This is a genomic window from Bacillus sp. 7_6_55CFAA_CT2 (assembly GCF_000238655.1).
GTDB lineage: Bacteria > Bacillota > Bacilli > Bacillales > Bacillaceae_G > Bacillus_A > Bacillus_A cereus.
In genome coordinates this window covers 208,363-224,327 of sequence record NZ_JH414709.1, presented here as the reverse complement: position 1 = coordinate 224,327, position 15,965 = coordinate 208,363, and the positions used below count along the sequence as shown (strand labels likewise).

The window sequence follows — 15,965 nt, the reverse complement described above, 5'->3', positions numbered from 1 at the left end:
TCCCTTTTTTATTACATTATCATTCAAGAAAATATGTCATTGCATGATATATGTCCATATCAAACAATAGCTCATTTGCATATTGTATGTTGTATCTTAAAATAAAAGGAGGAAATAACAATGGGCTTCGCACATGGTAATGGATTTGCGCTATTAGTCGTATTATTTATCCTCTTAATCATCGTCGGTGCTGCTTGCTTCTGCTAAGTAGCTACTGTCATATGATATGTGGATGAAAAAACTATAAAAGCGGACACCTATTTTTAGGTGTCCGCTTTTCATTTTAAAACCATTTCCGACTGCTATAGTAACTTAAATGGCTAAATATTCATCTCAAAAGGTTAACAATGTGGCTACTTTCTTACTCTCTGCCTTACGTATATGACGCTGTTCTGCACGTAACACAGCAATACGATGTAATTCTTTCTCTTCTTCGGTTTCAGGGATAACACGCGGTACTGGAACTGGATTATTTTCCTTACTAAGTGCCACAAAAGTAACGAATGACGTTGCCGCTATACGCTTCTCACCTGAAATTAAATCTTCAGCCACTACCTTCACAAACACTTCCATCGAAGTTCTTCCCGTCCAAATTACGAAAGATTCATAACTAACACAATCTGAAGAACGAACAGGATGTAAGAAATCGACCCAGTCCATAGATGCTGTGACACATTCCTTTCTTGAATGTCTGGATGCTGAAATAGAAGCAACCATATCCATCTCCGCTAATATCTTCCCACCAAATAGCGTGTTATGATCATTTAAATCTGTTGGGAAGACTCGGCTCGTTTTGAACACCCTTGACTCATTGGCTGTTTTCCCCTTTACTTCTGTCATTGTTATCACCCCTTTAATGATCTATCCCTAATATTTCAATAATCACTATACTAAATGAACTACACGTTTAATATTAACAACATTCAGAACTTTTAGTCCACAAAAAAGAACCGATTTTATCAATCGGCTCCTCTAAATACATATTGTTCTTTCGGCTGTTCAACTTTATTCCATTTTGTTACTTCTAATACAGGAATATTCGCATGAAACGGCTGATAAAACTCAGTAGTTATCTCTCCTTCTACTTGAATCCAGTCATCATTATTCCACTCTACGCCTTCTGGTTTTTTCACTAACATACCATACACACCAGAATCTGCTACGCAATGTATAATACCGAAACGGAATAAGAAGTATTGTTCTTTTTTAGAAGAATCATCTCTAAAAACAAACCCTTTAAAAGATAATTTTTTCCCAGTAAACTCGCCAGGATAATTATAAATTGTTTCCATACCCTTTAGGAAGTCTTCATCTTTCAAATTAATATTGTCTTTCGTAACAAACTCTTTCTTCCCTTTTTCCATTACACCGCGGTATCCTTCTTTCCCGTAATAAATGCTCGTATCAGGTCTTAGGAATTGTCTTGTCATAAATGGATCCTTACTTTCTGCTTGTGCAACAGGAAAGTGAAAGCCCTTCGCTTTAACAATATCCGAATCTAGCGTCGCAATTGGGAAAAATAACCCTGAGATAATTGGAAAACAAAACAATGAGTACGAAAATGCTTTTTTCCACCATGTATTCTCATCTTTTGAATGATCATGCCCGCAATGGCTATGGTCGCAACTGCAATCATTTTTCTCTTTTTCCTTTTGGTGCTCTTTTTGGAAAACGACGATAATTTGTATAATCGTTAAGAAACCTAAAATAATTGCTGCTGTTGTTGATAAATAGGCATACTTCATATTGATATACTTCGTAATGTTACCAGAAATATGAAGCTGCGCAATTAATATTGTAAAACCTAATAATATATATGCTCGAAACATAACCTACCACCCCATCGCATAAATGAGTAGTGAGCTTGCATAAACAACAAGAGTAACTGTAACTATAACAACAATTACAAATTTCGTTTTAAATGTCGCAAGCATCATAAACATATTTTTAATATCCACCATCGGTCCGTAAACGAGGAACGCGACAAGTGAAGCTGTTGAAAACGTACTTTGGAACGAAGAAGCGATAAATGCATCTGCCTCTGAACAAAGTGATAATATATAAGCAAGTCCCATCATAACAGCTGATGAAGAAAACGGACCTTGTCCAATAGCAAGAAGTGTTGAAGTTTGTACAAACGTTTGTACCGCTGCTGCAATTAACGCACCTAGTACTAAATATTTTCCCATTGAGAAGAATTCCTCAACAGCGTGTGTACATACATCCCACATTTTTTTACGCAGTGGACGCTTATTATTCACTTCTGGGAAGTGATCATCTCTTAATTGATGTTCTTTAAACATAAAGGATAATATAATTCCAACGATAATGGCTACGATAATCGCTACAATAGAACGATACCATACCATGTGCATACTACTCCCAAAGGCAACATAAGTAGCAAATAATACAACTGGATTAATAATAGGTCCAGTTAACATAAATGCAATCCCTGCGTATGGTGGAACACCTTTTCCAATTAATCGTCTTACAATCGGAACAATTCCACATTCACAGCCCGGAAACAACATACCTAAAAAAGTAGCTAATAAAACAGACAGAAATCGGTTTTTCGGCATCCATTTTGCCACCATATCTTCTGTCACGAACATTTGAATGAATCCTGAAATAAATACACCAATGAGCACGAAAGGAAGTGCTTCGATCAATATGGAGATAAAAATTGTATTCATTTGCAGGAATGCTTTCGGTAATTGAAACAATTCCATGATGTATTTCCTCCAACTTTTCATTAACAATATGTAATTTTAACCCCATTTCATTAATTGAACAAGGCTTATATGGAATACATACCCTTTATATACATTACATTGTACAAGTTATATTCTATTCAAAATTTGAGATTTCATAGCAAAAAAAGCTGCTCTAGCGTAGTTGTATAACTATGCTAGAGCAGCTTTCTTATCTTTAAAAGTAACGTTTCTTCCAAAAAACAAAAGCTAACGTGAAAGATAGTGTTACACATATGATGAGTACAATTACAAAACCGTGGGCTTCTCCTTCAAACGGAACCTTTACGTTCATTCCAAAGAAACTAGAAACCATCGTCGGTAAAGATAAAATGATCGTAATTGACGTTAACAGTTTCATAACACTATTTAAATTATTTGATATAACGGAGCTAAAAGTATTCATCATTCCACTTAAAATATGACTATATATTTCCGCCATTTCAATAGCCTGTTTATTTTCAATTAATACATCTTCTAATAAATCTTGATCGTCTTCATACATTTTTAAAAATGTACTATTACGCATTAACTTTTGAATTACAATTTTATTAGCCTTTAATGACGTTGTAAAGTATACTAAGCTTTTCTCAAGGCCTAACAATGTGAAAATCTCTTTATTTTTCATTGACTGATTTAATTGATGCTCTAAATCAATTGTTTTTCGATTTATTTGCTTTAAGTATCTTAAATAATAAGTAGAAATCGTATATAAGAGCTGAAGTGCAAAGCGCGTCTTCTTAAACGTATAAAATTCTTTAATACGTTGATTAATAAAACGTTCAAAAATTGGATTCTCTTCTAAGCAGATTGTAACAAAACAATCCGGCATCACAATCATACCTATTGGAATCGTGTCATAAATCGAATTTCCTTCTTCGTCATGTCTAACTGTCGGAATATCGACGATAATTAAAGTATTATTGTCTTCCTTTTCAATACGAGAGCGTTCTTCATCATCCAAAGGGTCTTTAATGAAATCTAAGTCTACATTTAAAGTTTGTACTAGATATTGAATTTCTTCTTCTGTTGGATGAAGTACATTAATCCAGCACCCCTTTTGCATTTCCTCAATCTCTTGTAGTTTTCCGTTTCGGTCTGTTAAATATATATTTAACATACTATCACCCCGATTCTTTTTACATGTAGGAATCTACCTCTCTTAAATCACAGTTTTTAAACCGCCATTCTCAGCATATGAAACATACGTTTAAATTTCAATAGAAAAATTATTTTGAAAACGTTTTTATAAGAAAAATATTATAAAGTGAAACTTTAATCAGTGGGGACTTCATCCCCCACTGATTTTCAGCCCTCACCAATCGGGCTTTTACGGGCTGCCCGCCCCCAACCAAACTTCTTTTCTTTCGCTGAATTTTGAGATGAGGATCTTACTGCCCGTTAGAGCGGGATAAACATAGAAAAAGACAGAGTGCTCTCTGCCTTAAAAGCTTATGTTGCCTTTATAACATATTTAGAAAGCATCCACAAGTTAAACCCAACTGAAATCGTATAGCCCGCGTATGTTGAAATGATAAAACTTACATAATCGAAATACGGAAGCAATACAATATTTAAAACTATCTTCACAATAATTCCAATCACTAGTCCTAGCACCGTCTTCTGCTGTTGATTGATTCCTTGTAGCATAGCAGCCGTTACTGTAAAAAGAGAAAATAGTATGCAAGCAGGAGCATAATACTGTAAAATGATTCTCCCCATCTCTGGATCATTTCCAGCACCAAATAAAAGGGTATATACAGGCTTGGCTAACACCATCATTCCAATTGCCGCCGGTACCGTAATCGCTACTACTAATACATTTGTTCTCGTAAAATGTTTGTACAATAGCTTCGTATTTCCTGCTGTATAAGCTTTCGTCATCTCTGGTACGAGAGACATACTAAAAGCTGTCGCAACGGATACCGGGATAAGCACAACCATTTGAACAAGGCCAATTATTGCATTAATTTTTTCCGCTTCGCCTTGCATATACCCTATCTGTATAAGTAGTTTATTAATTGTAAATGTATCAATCGTCTGATACAACGGAATTGCTAAGCCTACTACAACAAATGGAATAGAATATGTAAAGAGCTCCTTATAAAGCGAGAAAAAAGATTTCGTTGTTTGTGGTATACTTGCCATTTCTTTTTTCTTTAAGTGCCTTCTCCTTCTCATATAATACGCACTTAAAACAGTTAATCCACCTACAGCTCCCATAAAGGCACCGAACGTTGAAATACCAACTGCTAGCGAAACAGAAGCTTTTAAAACATATAAAACAACAAAGCTTCCTATTAAAATGGTTAAAACCCGAAAAAATTGCTCCACAACTACACTTAATGCAGAAGGCCCCATCGATTGGAATCCTTGAAAGAAGCCCCTTAATAAACTCATTACTGGCACAAGTATTAACGCAAAACTTACAATTCGAATATTAGTAGTAACCGCTCCTACACTATTCCCCGTTTGATCATTCCCATCGATGACAAGTTTAGCTAAATGCGGAGCTAGCATATATAACGTAAAACACGAAATGACTCCCATTATAAACATAAACACGATTCCACTTTTCAACACTCTCTTAACCGTATGATAATCATTCAGTTGATCATATTTTGATACCATCTTTGAAACAGCTAGCGGTAATCCCATTGTTGCTATGCTGAGCATGATGGTATAAGGACGATATGCGTATGTGTATAGAACGTAACCACTCGTACCGACCATCGCTGTAAATGGTATAACATATATAAACCCTAACATTTTTGATATCATCGTTGCCATCGTTAAAAATATCGTTCCACGTATAAACGGTGACCCTTTCATCACATTCCTCCGCTACGCTTTATTATTACACATTATGGACAACTCCTTTTCTTTAGAACCGAAACAAACAAAAAAAGCCAATGAATTATCATTGACTTTAACGCGCTGCTTTTTTCTTTTTGAAATACTTTAAACCAAAGTATAGAGCAATAAAAAGAACAGCTCCTATAATTATGTAATGTGTGTAATCAGATGCATACTCTTTAATTTGTCGCCAATTCCCACCAAGTTTTTCACCTAAGTATATAAATAGAATTGACCATGGAATGATCGCTACAACCGTATAAAGTGTAAATAGTTTTAATGGCATCTTAGCTAGTCCTGCTGGAATAGAGATCGCATGACGCACTACTGGGATAAAGCGCGCAGAAAATATTACGCCTGCTCCATAACGCTTAAACCAACCTTCCGCTATGTCTAAATGATGTTTATTAATAAGTAGATATTTCCCATATTTCTCTACAACCGGACGCCCTCCGTAGTATCCAAGCCAGTATAAAAAGATTTGCGCTAAAGTACCACCAATCGTTCCGGCGATAACTGCACCCACAAAACTAATTTTACCATTTGCTACTAAAAAGCCAGCATACGAAAGTACAATTTCACTCGGGATTACTTCAATCATTAAAGCAAGAGCTACTCCAAAGTAACCTAAGCTTGCAAAAAATTGCAATAACTGATCTATTATGTTTGCTAACATGTTCTTTTTTATCTCCTTTTTTCTTCACATACCATCCCATTATTACATAAAGGCTGCAATCTGCCAATATCTTCATTTTAACAATATGTACAATTCAAGCAGGATTAATCTATTAATTTCTCTTTCTGCGGGTCTTTCATGTAGGCAAACATCTCTTTAATTTGGTCTTCTGTATTTCTAGCAATTGATAAATTAGGCAATTCATTTTCACCAAAAAACTCCACCTCTTCTGTTTCAATGCTAGTTTTCTTTTCTCCACCAATAATCTCGCATCCAATGAAAATCTTATATACATGCGTCGCCGATGGAGATGGTTGATGTTTTTCTTTATCAAATATAGCTAGTAACTTAAAATGATCTACCTCATAACCAGTCTCTTCGAAAACTTCTTTTGCTGCAACTTCGGTTGGCGTATAACCGACATCAGCCCATCCACCTGGCAATGCCCATTTCCCATCGCTTTTTTCTTTCACAAATAATAACTTTTCATTTTGAAAAACAACCGCTCTTATATCAACTTTAGGTGTTTGATAGCCTGTCTCACTTGCAAATAACTTCTCTACGATTTCCCAATCTGTTTTCGTGTAATGTGACATCATTGAAATAGAAATATCTCGTAATTGCTGGAAACGTTCAATATCATACACATCCTTAGAATACGTTAAACCTGCTTGAGCTATAGATTGTATTTGTTTTACCCAATCAATCCATTTAATCGTCATATATCCGCATCCCCATTCTCTATCAAATATATTACTTCATTTTTATTGATACATCTTTATTATACAAAAAAAAAGAGATTGATAACGTTTCAATCTCTTTCAAAATTAATCCAATTCATGTAAGTGGTCTTGTATATACTTTCTTCTCTTATTTATATATTCATAAATCATATCAGCCTCTTGATCAAATGTTTCTAATTTTTCTTTCATGTATGGATCTTGTAGTAAATATGGACGAATCAATTCACACAACCCTTCTACTTTCGGCCTCATAAACGAAACTGTAAATTGATCTTCTAATATTTCTTCTAAAATACTTCGATACTGCTTTCTAAATACAGGTATGTCTAGCAATCTTGCACTCAACGTATTATAACCTTGAATACGAATATATTCATGATTAAGCGGTCTCCCTTGTACATCTCGCCCCCAAGTCGCATCATAATCCCACGGTATAACTTCAAATAAATTTGTTTCATCGTTATGATATAGTGCATAGTTATGAACAAAACCATCAAAGTTTTGCGTAAAAATAACTCCTGCTAACCATCGTAAATATTTATCTACATGTAGAAACTTCCCAATCTCTTTTTCATAGGCTTCCCTCGTCAAAGTATTCGCTTGAAATACAAATTCACTCAGCTGTTCTTCACTATTTTTATTCGAATATTTAAATTCATAACCCGCAAAGAGCTCTGTCTTAACATCTTTATCTCGTTCACTCATTAATGAAAAATTCGCATCATCATCTATCGCATAATAAATAGAACCACTCGGTAATCCTCTATTTTTCAAAAAATTTTCATCAACCGATTCTAACTGTAAATACACACCTTGAATTTGACCATTAATTTTTATAAATACATGTTGTGATTTTGGCGAAAGTACACCAATATCATGAAAAAAATCTAAAGATAATTTATTTCTTATGAGAGACGGATCCATAAACTCCGAATTCAAATGAAACTCTTTCGCACCTTGAAATTTTTTAGGCTTATAAAACATAACATGATAAGACTTTTTCTCAAATTCCCGAATATGAGCTCCTCTGTATACGATATCAATATCATACTTCTTTTTTCCATAAGTTAATTTTGCTGGCACTGGACTATCTGACCAAATGTCCTTTTTCAATTCCACTAAGTACATTGGATGAACAAAAAAATCATATGAAGGCAGCATGTTTTCTCATCCCTTCTCAGTTCTCTTCATTCAATGTATGCGCCTTGTCTTGTCCATACATCCGCAATCATCTATTTATATAAAATTACACTCTTGTCCTGTTCAGAAAGATGCCTACATACATATCATGTTAAGGAAAAAGAATACCTTTTCACTTTAATACATGATAAGGAGGATTTCTATGAAACGTGATATTAGAAAAGCTGTTGAAGAAATCAAAAGTGCTGGGATGGAGGATTTCTTACACCAAGATCCAAGTACTTTTGAGTGCGATGATGATTGCACTACAAAAATAGAGTGTAACGAAGATTGTAAATGCCCAAGAACAAGATGTACTCGCGTGAAACATTGTACGTTCGTTACAAAATGTACTCACGTTAAAAAGTGGACATTTGTTACAAAATGTACTCGTGTTCGCGTGCAAAAATGGACGTTCGTTACGAAAGTAACGCGTAGAAAAGAATGCGTTTTAGTTACAAAACGTACTCGTAGAAAGCATTGTACATTCGTTACAAAATGTGTACGCTTTGAAAAGAAATTTTACTGGACTAAACGATGTTACTGTAAAAAATGCGAATTCTTCCCTAATGGACACGGTGGCTCTTGCGACGATTCGTGTGATGACGGAAAGAAATGGAACGATTGCAAAGGCGGACATAAATTCCCATCTTGCAAAAATAAGAAATTCGATCACTTCTGGTATAAAAAACGTAACTGCTAGTTTTTATACCACCAAAAAAAGGCCGTTTTGCGGCCTTTTTTACATTTATTGAAAGTGACTTATATCTGCAAATTGTTTCACTTTACCGATACCCTCTTCAAATTCTATTATGCTCAAACTGGCACTATGCATAAATGGATCATCCCACACATTTTCTATTTCAATTCCCGCAAAATGCCCTACAAGTAATTTTGCTGCTGCCGCATGAGACACAATCAATATGTTTTGTCCTTTATGCTTCTCTAAAAGAAGCTGCATCCCTTCAATTACTCTTTCATAAACGGCCTCAAAATTTTCGCCTGATGTTGACTGAAAAAGATGTGGCTCATTCCAAAACAGATGTACTTCTTCTGGAAATTGCTTTTCTATATCCGCGATTGTTTGTCCTTCCCATATACCCATGTTGATTTCATAGAAATGCTCATCCGCTATAATGGGTATATCACGTTCCCCCTTTATTAACTCTGCCGTATGAAGTGTTCTTTCGCTCGGACTACTATAGATCGCATGGATTGGTAAATCTTTCATTCGATTCCCTAATTGTTTCGCCTGAACTATACCATTTTCAGTTAAAGCAGAATTTTTCCGTCCCTGCATTCGCTTCGCTACATTCCACTCTGTTTCACCATGCCTTGTTACATATATAGTTGTTTTCATTTCTTACTCCCCCTCACCATGTTGGTCGTAATTCCCACGGTTCAACTCTCCCTACAATCCACTCCGCTCGTTTACTTTCAATCCCTTTTATAATTCCATCAGCTATCTCTTCATGAGTAAGCCATCTTCCATATGTATCTTCTAAAATAAAACCTAAAATAATTCTATGATAAATACATCGCGTACTCCCTATTTTTTGTGCAGGCATACGTGATGCTTTACTACCCAAAATATGAAATAAACTATATGTTTTAGACGACAAATCTAGTTCTTTACAAATATTTGATAGTGCATGCTTTGCACTTGTGTGTACCCATGCAACAACTAATGTGATTGGGCCATTTTTCTTAATTGTACTTTTAATAGCTAGCTTTACATCTTCATCATTATGATAATCTAACGAAAGGCATGTAATATTTTCTGGTGCAGAACTCATTCGCTTAACATTTTCTAATTTCACTTCATCTCGCCCGATAATAGAAACATAAAATCCTTTCTCACAAAGCCACATAGAAACTTTCTTTAGCATTCCTGTTCCACCAATTACAAGTGCATTCAAATGCTATCCCTCCCTAATAAAATGTCATATGAGGTTTCTCATCTCTATAATAATTTAAACGGTCTTGCAGTGTCCCTGAGTGAAACTCAAATTTATGACCGTCAGGATCAACAAAGTATATAGATTCGCAATCTCTTACATCACGTTCTCTTCCTTGTAAAATATGAACATCATTTTCTTCTAATCGCTGTATTAGACATTTAAAGTCTTCTTGTTCAACAGAAAATGCAATGTGCGTATAAGATTGATGAATCTCATTTCTCGGAATATGCGTCTCTTCATTAAGCGCTATCCATACTCCACATATGTTAAAATAAGCTAATTTTCTTCCTTTAACTAATAATTCTCCTTCTAATACTTTTTCATAAAACATAATAGAGTTTTCTAAATTAGATACCGAAAAACAAATATGATTGATTCCTCTTAACAACTATAATTCCTCCTTATACAAATAAAAGATGAGCGAAAATTCACTCATCTTTTATTATACTATTTTTTTGTAATATATGCCCATTTATAACTGAAGTCCCCGCCAAACGTATGGTTAGCAATGCCTTTTACAAATGGCTTCTCTAAATAAGCTGTACTTTGTTGGTACGTAGGAGAAATTGCTGCGTCTTGACCAATTAAGATTTTTTCAGCTTCCGCAAGTGCATTCCAGCGTGCTTTATCATCTTTTAATAGCTCTCCTTTTGATTTCGCTACTAAATCATCATACTTCGGATTAGAATAATCCATTTCATTAAATGAGCTTCCAGTAACAAACATATCAATATAAGTCATTGGATCCGGATAATCAGGGCTCCATGCAGATAATGAGAATTCATATTGGAATTTCTTTTCTAAATCTAGCTTCTGCTTGTATGGTTGCTGTTTCAAATTCACTTTAATACCAGGCAAGTTTTTCTCTAGTTCTTCCTTAATAAAGTCGCCTACTTTTTTACGGCTACCGTTATCATCGTTTAGTAATTCAACCGTAATTGTATCTTGACCAAGCTCTTTCTTCGCTTCTTCCCATAATTTTTTTGCTTTCTCTGCGTTATCTTTACTATCACGGAAGTTTTTATTTACAGAGCGGAAATCTTTTCCATCCGGACCTGTCGTGAATTTTTCAGGTACTAAGAAATATGCTGGCAATGAACCGTCATTTAAAATGACATCAGCAATTCCTTTTTTATCGTATGCTAAATCAATCGCTTCACGTACTTTTTGGTTTTTAAATGTTGCATTTTTTTGATTAAAGCGTAAGAAATACATACGCGGGTCTAACTTCGTTTTAAATTCATCTGGTTTATTCTTTTTATATTTATCAACAAATTCAGAAGTTAAAATAACTCGATCTGCTTGATCACTATCATATAAATTTACTCCCGTGCTTGTTTCCTTCACAATACTTACATTAATTTCGTCTAACTTTACAGTATCTTTATCCCAATAATTAGGATTTTTCTTTAACTGATAATTTTGTTCATGTTTCCATTGACTCATTGTAAATGGTCCATTATATACTAATTTATCTGCTTCTAATCCGTATTTATCTCCTTGCTCTTTCACATATTTTTCATTTAATGGGAAAAATGTAGGGAACGACGTAAGCTCAAGAAAATAAGGTGCTGGTTGCTCTAATTCTACTACCAACGTTTTATCATCCTTCGCTTTAACACCCAATTGATCTAATGGTAATTCACCTTTATTTACTTTCTGTGCATTTTTCACATCAAATAAAATGAATGCATATTCTGCCGCTATTGCTTTGTCTAATGTACGTTGCCATGCATATACAAAATCTTGTGCTCGAACTGGATCACCATTTGACCATTTCGCATCACGTAATTCAAATGTATATGTCTTTTTATCTTCACTAATCTTCACATCTTTTGCCATACCTGGTGTTGGTTTATTATCTTTATCTAGACGATATAAACCTTCCATTGCATTTACAAATACACGGAAAGATACAGAATCCGTTGATTTAGATGTATCCATTGAAGGAATTTCAGCTGTTTCTAGCAAATTTAAAACTTGTTTATCTGCCATTCCCTTATTCGATTCTTTCTTCGTTGTCGAAGCCTTCTCACCATTCCCACATCCTGCAACCAATACACTCGTCGTTAACGCAAGTGCAGCAATTGTTGTTGTCTTTCTCTTCATTCTTCCTTCCCCCAATCTATATGTATAAGTTAAATCCTATATAATATATTTCATTATACAAAAGATTCTGATTATTTTAAATATTTATTTTAACAAACATAGAAAAAAGCGATCGGAAATTTCTTTCCAGCCGCTTTCTTGAATAGCATTTACTTGTAATCCATCCTCTATATCAAATGGATTTTGAACTTTAAATATTTCTTCCATCAGCTTCAAAAACTCTTCTTCAGTTTTAGATTCACCATTAACCATAAATGAGTATGGTTCCACTTCACCTAATTTATAATCGACAACAAATTGAATCTTCACCTTTTGTCTTGGCGTTCCGGTGTTATATCCTTGGAATTCTACTAATTCTAACCCTTCCGTTCCACGATAATATATCCAACCTGAATTTTGAAAATAATTTTCGAAAGATTCACCTATTGAAAAGAAAGGATATTCATAAAGCGAGCTTGTACGAACCTTTTGAATAACGTCTCGATCAGTCGGAAAAAAGAAATGACTAAAAAATATGCTGGCAACTGCTAAAATAGTAACAATTGTCGCTCCCATTTTGCTCGTTCCGCCGCTATCATTGATTAGATAGTTTTCAACTGATTTATCTTTTATTTCTCTTGCTTTTATTCGGTATATACGTCTTTCCGCAAATTGATAGTACAATCCATTTGCAAAAATCCCCATTCCAAACAGAATAAAAATGAGTAATAAAAACGTAAGAGGCACCATATTAATGATTGGCAACGCTACATTAAATCCCATATAATACGAAAATGCATCACACGCTACTAATAACAACATAAATAAAGCAGCTGGTACATAATACTTACGATATCCTAGCCAGCCTATATTGAAAATAGCAGCCCAACCATTCCAACTCCACCTAGCAATCCGCTTATTCTCAAGTTCCCATTTCCTTTTGTAATACGGATATTGTCTCCCTACATATACTTCTAGTTCTTTATCTATTAACGAGCTACCTTCATCTTGTTCATTATCCAAGTTTCGCTGACAACTTGCACAATTTAACTGTTCCTCCTCGCAAGGTTGCCCACAATTTATACATTTCAAAACAATCCCTCTTCCCATCCATACGTCATTTCAAAATACCTTCGTGTTTTAATAACCACTCTTTCCTCCATAAACCACCAGCATATCCAACAAGCTTTCCACTCTTTCCTATTACACGGTGACATGGAACAATTATTGAAATTGGATTCCGACTATTTGCCCCTCCTATTGCCCGTACAGCTTTTGTATTTCCAACTTTCTCTGCAACATCTAAATATGAAGCACTTACGCCGTATGGAATAGTATAAAGTGCATCCCATACATTTTTTTGAAATGCTGTTCCCTCCGCAGACAGCGGGACCGTAAACTCTTTTCTTTTCCCTTTAAAATATTCATCTAACTCATTTATACATTGTTCTATCATTTCATTTTTATTTTCTTCTTGTCGTTCATCAACAAATATAACAGACGTAATTCCTTCTTGATTCGCTGTAATTTCAAGCAAACCTACTTCGCTTTCATAATAAGCCTGGTACATATGCCATCCTCCAATTCAGTTCATATTAGTCATTGTAACACGAATATACAAAATTTTTCGTATAAGCGTTTTATTAGAGAAACAAAAAAGAGAATGATACAATGTAAGAAAATTCAATCTAGGAGGCTATTGGATGAATTCCGAACTTTTTTCACCTTATACAATTAAGGACGTTACATTAAAAAACCGGATTGTTATGTCACCTATGTGCATGTATTCATCGGAAAACGGGGATGGCCAAGTAACGAATTTCCATCTCATTCATTATGGAACAAGAGCTGCCGGTCAAGTTGGTTTAGTTATGATTGAAGCAACAGCCGTGTTACCTGAAGGTCGAATTTCAAATAAAGACTTAGGCATTTGGGATAACAGTTTAATTGAAGGCTTACATAAAACGACTACTTTTATACATGATAATGGTGCAAAAGCTGCCATTCAACTCGCTCACGCCGGAAGAAAAGCAGAACTAGAAACAGATGCGTTAGCTCCTTCAGCCATTCCATTTAATGAAACAATGAAAATGCCAATAGAAATGAGCAAACACCAAATTAAAGATACCGTATTAGCTTTTCAGCAAGCTGCAGTACGATCAAAACAAGCTGGATTTGATGTTATTGAAATACACGGTGCTCACGGTTATCTTATTAATGAATTTCTTTCTCCGCTTTCCAATAAGCGGACTGATGAATATGGTGGTTCACCTGAAAACCGCTATCGTTTCTTACGCGAAATCATTGACTCGATAAATGAAGTTTGGGACGGGCCGTTATTTGTCCGTATTTCAGCAAATGATTATCATCCTGACGGGTTAACAGTTCAAGATTATGTTCAGTATACAAAGTGGATGAAAGAACAGGGAATAGATTTAATCGATTGTAGTTCTGGCGCAGTTGTACCAGCACATATTGATGTGTATCCCGGTTATCAAGTACAATATGCCAAACATATTAAAGAGCATGCTAACATTGCAACTGGTGCAGTTGGATTGATTACGACCGGAGTACAAGCAGAGCAAATTTTAAATAATAACGAAGCAGATTTAATTTTCATCGGACGTGAATTACTTCGCAATCCGTATTTTCCGAGAATAGCGGCCAATGAACTTGGCTTTGAATTGCAAGAACCTCACCAATATAAGCGAGCACCAGGAAAAATTCATACGAATAAATAAAACCGAGAAGTCATTCTTCTCGGTTTTATTTATTCTATCGTTGTAATTTCATTTGAATTATAAGTATGGATACCCGATTCTTCTCGCAGCGCGGTTATATACATCCCTTTCGCCACATCTTTAGCTGAAATTGGTTTATATTTTTTAAAAGCTCCTTTAAAGATAAACGGAATAATACGAGATAACTTTTCAGCCATTCGTTCGCCGAAACGAAATTCTTGTCGATTTCCTACTAATAATGATGGTCTAAAAATGTGAATACCACCAATCACTAACTTTTGCAATTCTTCTTCCATTTTTCCTTTCACTTGTGAATAAAAGAAGAATGATTTAGGATTCGCTCCCATAGAAGACACGACAAGGAAATTTTGTACCCCTTGTTTTTCAGCTAAACACGCAGCTCGTAACGTATATTCATAATCTACTTTTTTAAAATTTGCTTTTGTTTTTGTCTTTTTTTATTGTTGTTCCTAAGCAACTAAAAACATCATCCACAGCAAAGAACTCTTTATATTCCTCTAATACCGAAAAATCAACTTGTTTCTGCTGTAACTTCTCATGTTGCAATTGCATTGGCTCTCTTACAAAAATAGTAACCGAATCGTAGTAACCTGATTCAAGTAATAGACGCGTTATCTCTTGTCCAACTAAACCACTTGCACCAAGTATTAACGCTGTTCGCTTATTCATATATGCATATACCTCTTATTTTACTTTTCTCTCCTTTAGTAAAATACAACCTTTAGGAGTTTCCTGCTCTTATTTTACCACAAGTAAAACACTATGCGTACGCATAGTGCTTTACTCACTCTTTTTTCTCATCTCTCTCTTGTAATTTCGTTATTGTTGTAGCGTCCCCTAAATTACTTATTAATCTTCTTAAAAAAATTAATACGAAAGATAATGGCAATACTACCGCTAATATTAATAAAATAGCTTCCATTAAGTAACCCAAGCGCTCATCCCCCTCT

18 protein-coding genes and 1 pseudogene are annotated in these 15,965 nt (G+C 34.9%); 3 read left to right on the top strand and 16 right to left on the bottom strand.

What is annotated here, in order from left to right; all coding sequences use genetic code 11:
* The first annotated feature begins 120 nt into the window (after positions 1-120).
* Complete coding sequence (locus HMPREF1014_RS29830; RefSeq protein WP_000505094.1) at positions 121-207, top strand: YjcZ family sporulation protein; 87 nt, start codon at positions 121-123, stop codon at positions 205-207.
* A gap of 126 nt (positions 208-333) precedes the next feature.
* Here the strand turns inward: HMPREF1014_RS29830 and HMPREF1014_RS10260 are convergent, their stop codons facing one another.
* The 8 genes from HMPREF1014_RS10260 to cotH form a co-directional block, all read right to left on the bottom strand.
* Positions 334-840, bottom strand: coding sequence for an acyl-CoA thioesterase (locus tag HMPREF1014_RS10260; protein ID WP_000141164.1), 507 nt, complete (start codon positions 838-840; stop codon positions 334-336).
* A gap of 119 nt (positions 841-959) precedes the next feature.
* Positions 960-1,829, bottom strand: a complete 870-nt coding sequence (locus HMPREF1014_RS10255) for a TIGR03943 family putative permease subunit (protein WP_000488043.1) — start codon at positions 1,827-1,829, stop codon at positions 960-962.
* Between the two features lie 3 nt (positions 1,830-1,832).
* Positions 1,833-2,729: a permease gene (locus HMPREF1014_RS10250; protein ID WP_000418716.1), complete on the bottom strand. Its 897-nt coding sequence runs from the start codon at positions 2,727-2,729 to the stop codon at positions 1,833-1,835.
* 199 nt (positions 2,730-2,928) lie between these two features.
* Positions 2,929-3,870: a magnesium transporter CorA family protein gene (locus tag HMPREF1014_RS10245; protein ID WP_000932389.1), complete on the bottom strand. Its 942-nt coding sequence runs from the start codon at positions 3,868-3,870 to the stop codon at positions 2,929-2,931.
* A 332-nt stretch (positions 3,871-4,202) separates the two neighbouring features.
* Positions 4,203-5,582, bottom strand: a complete 1,380-nt coding sequence (locus HMPREF1014_RS10240; RefSeq protein ID WP_000678847.1) for a putative polysaccharide biosynthesis protein — start codon at positions 5,580-5,582, stop codon at positions 4,203-4,205.
* Positions 5,583-5,679: 97 nt separating this feature from the next.
* Complete coding sequence (uptA, locus tag HMPREF1014_RS10235) at positions 5,680-6,282, bottom strand: undecaprenyl phosphate transporter UptA (RefSeq protein ID WP_000880691.1); 603 nt, start codon at positions 6,280-6,282, stop codon at positions 5,680-5,682.
* 104 nt (positions 6,283-6,386) lie between these two features.
* Positions 6,387-7,004 carry an NUDIX hydrolase N-terminal domain-containing protein gene (locus HMPREF1014_RS10230; protein WP_000153576.1) on the bottom strand — a complete coding sequence of 206 codons (618 nt, stop codon included), beginning with the start codon at positions 7,002-7,004 and terminating at the stop codon, positions 6,387-6,389.
* A 105-nt stretch (positions 7,005-7,109) separates the two neighbouring features.
* Positions 7,110-8,186 (bottom strand): spore coat protein CotH, encoded by a 1,077-nt coding sequence (gene cotH / locus HMPREF1014_RS10225; RefSeq protein ID WP_000937999.1) that lies wholly within the window; start codon positions 8,184-8,186, stop codon positions 7,110-7,112.
* Between the two features lie 181 nt (positions 8,187-8,367).
* Between cotH and exsB the strand changes: the two genes are divergently transcribed.
* The gene (gene exsB, locus HMPREF1014_RS10220; RefSeq protein ID WP_000817486.1) at positions 8,368-8,907 is read left to right on the top strand and encodes an exosporium protein ExsB; all 540 of its coding nucleotides are present in this window, start codon (positions 8,368-8,370) and stop codon (positions 8,905-8,907) included.
* Between the two features lie 45 nt (positions 8,908-8,952).
* Here the strand turns inward: exsB and HMPREF1014_RS10215 are convergent, their stop codons facing one another.
* From HMPREF1014_RS10215 to HMPREF1014_RS10190, 6 genes are all read right to left on the bottom strand, one after another.
* The gene (locus tag HMPREF1014_RS10215; RefSeq protein WP_000858827.1) at positions 8,953-9,564 is read right to left on the bottom strand and encodes a phosphoserine phosphatase 1; all 612 of its coding nucleotides are present in this window, start codon (positions 9,562-9,564) and stop codon (positions 8,953-8,955) included.
* A gap of 13 nt (positions 9,565-9,577) precedes the next feature.
* Positions 9,578-10,123 (bottom strand): short-chain dehydrogenase, encoded by a 546-nt coding sequence (locus tag HMPREF1014_RS10210; protein WP_000993140.1) that lies wholly within the window; start codon positions 10,121-10,123, stop codon positions 9,578-9,580.
* A gap of 13 nt (positions 10,124-10,136) precedes the next feature.
* Positions 10,137-10,553 carry a FosBx1 family fosfomycin resistance bacillithiol transferase gene (gene fosB, locus HMPREF1014_RS10205; protein WP_000943769.1) on the bottom strand — a complete coding sequence of 139 codons (417 nt, stop codon included), beginning with the start codon at positions 10,551-10,553 and terminating at the stop codon, positions 10,137-10,139.
* A gap of 59 nt (positions 10,554-10,612) precedes the next feature.
* On the bottom strand, positions 10,613-12,274 hold the full coding sequence (locus HMPREF1014_RS10200) for a peptide ABC transporter substrate-binding protein (RefSeq protein ID WP_000824274.1): 1,662 nt from the start codon (positions 12,272-12,274) through the stop codon (positions 10,613-10,615).
* An 84-nt stretch (positions 12,275-12,358) separates the two neighbouring features.
* Positions 12,359-13,363: a DUF2628 domain-containing protein gene (locus tag HMPREF1014_RS10195; protein ID WP_002196418.1), complete on the bottom strand. Its 1,005-nt coding sequence runs from the start codon at positions 13,361-13,363 to the stop codon at positions 12,359-12,361.
* 7 nt (positions 13,364-13,370) lie between these two features.
* The gene (locus tag HMPREF1014_RS10190) at positions 13,371-13,823 is read right to left on the bottom strand and encodes a methylated-DNA--[protein]-cysteine S-methyltransferase (RefSeq protein ID WP_000283915.1); all 453 of its coding nucleotides are present in this window, start codon (positions 13,821-13,823) and stop codon (positions 13,371-13,373) included.
* A gap of 133 nt (positions 13,824-13,956) precedes the next feature.
* On the opposite strand from HMPREF1014_RS10190, the gene namA reads away from it, so the two are divergent.
* Entirely contained in the window at positions 13,957-14,994 is a 1,038-nt protein-coding gene (gene namA, locus HMPREF1014_RS10185) for an NADPH dehydrogenase NamA (RefSeq protein ID WP_001083647.1), read from the top strand.
* Between the two features lie 29 nt (positions 14,995-15,023).
* On the opposite strand, the pseudogene HMPREF1014_RS10180 reads toward namA, so the two are convergent.
* Positions 15,024-15,684 (bottom strand): annotated as a pseudogene (locus HMPREF1014_RS10180) (oxidoreductase).
* Between the two features lie 115 nt (positions 15,685-15,799).
* The gene (locus tag HMPREF1014_RS31525) at positions 15,800-15,949 is read right to left on the bottom strand and encodes a hypothetical protein (protein WP_000540932.1); all 150 of its coding nucleotides are present in this window, start codon (positions 15,947-15,949) and stop codon (positions 15,800-15,802) included.
* Between the last annotated feature and the right edge of the window lie 16 nt (positions 15,950-15,965).